Genomic DNA, 1,011 nt, shown 5'->3' on the forward strand with positions numbered 1-1,011 from the left:
GGATTCCTTCCATGTCAAGGGTAGGTAAGGTTTTTCGCGTTGCATCGAATTAATCCACATCATCCACCGCTTGTGCGGGTCCCCGTCAATTCCTTTGAGTTTTAATCTTGCGACCGTACTCCCCAGGCGGTCTACTTCACGCGTTAGCTGCGTTACCAAGTCAATTAAGACCCGACAACTAGTAGACATCGTTTAGGGCGTGGACTACCAGGGTATCTAATCCTGTTTGCTCCCCACGCTTTCGTGCATGAGCGTCAATCTTAGCCCAGGGGGCTGCCTTCGCCATCGGTGTTCCTCCACATATCTACGCATTTCACTGCTACACGTGGAATTCTACCCCCCTCTGCCAGATTCCAGCCTTGCAGTCTCCAACGCAATTCCCAGGTTAAGCCCGGGGATTTCACGTCAGACTTACAAAACCGCCTGCGCACGCTTTACGCCCAGTAATTCCGATTAACGCTTGCACCCTACGTATTACCGCGGCTGCTGGCACGTAGTTAGCCGGTGCTTATTCTTCAGGTACCGTCATTAAGAATGGATATTAGCCACTCCCGTTTCTTCCCTGACAAAAGAGCTTTACAACCCGAAGGCCTTCTTCACTCACGCGGCATTGCTGGATCAGGGTTGCCCCCATTGTCCAAAATTCCCCACTGCTGCCTCCCGTAGGAGTCTGGACCGTGTCTCAGTTCCAGTGTGGCTGGTCGTCCTCTCAGACCAGCTACTGATCGTTGCCTTGGTAGGCCTTTACCCCACCAACTAGCTAATCAGATATCGGCCGCTCCAGGAGCACAAGGCCCGAAGGTCCCCTGCTTTCATCCTTGGATCGTATGCGGTATTAGCGTAACTTTCGCTACGTTATCCCCCACTCCAGGGTACGTTCCGATATATTACTCACCCGTTCGCCACTCGCCACCAGACCGAAGTCCGTGCTGCCGTTCGACTTGCATGTGTAAGGCATGCCGCCAGCGTTCAATCTGAGCCAGGATCAAACTCTTCAGTTTAATCTCTGTT

Annotated in this window: 1 rRNA gene; it reads right to left on the bottom strand. The window is 52.7% G+C overall.

The features are described from left to right. Window positions 1-1,001: ribosomal RNA gene (locus ACLB1G_RS27930) — 16S ribosomal RNA — on the bottom strand; the annotation flags it as partial. Window positions 1,002-1,011 lie beyond the last annotated feature (10 nt).

It is taken from the genome of Duganella kummerowiae (assembly GCF_053572355.1).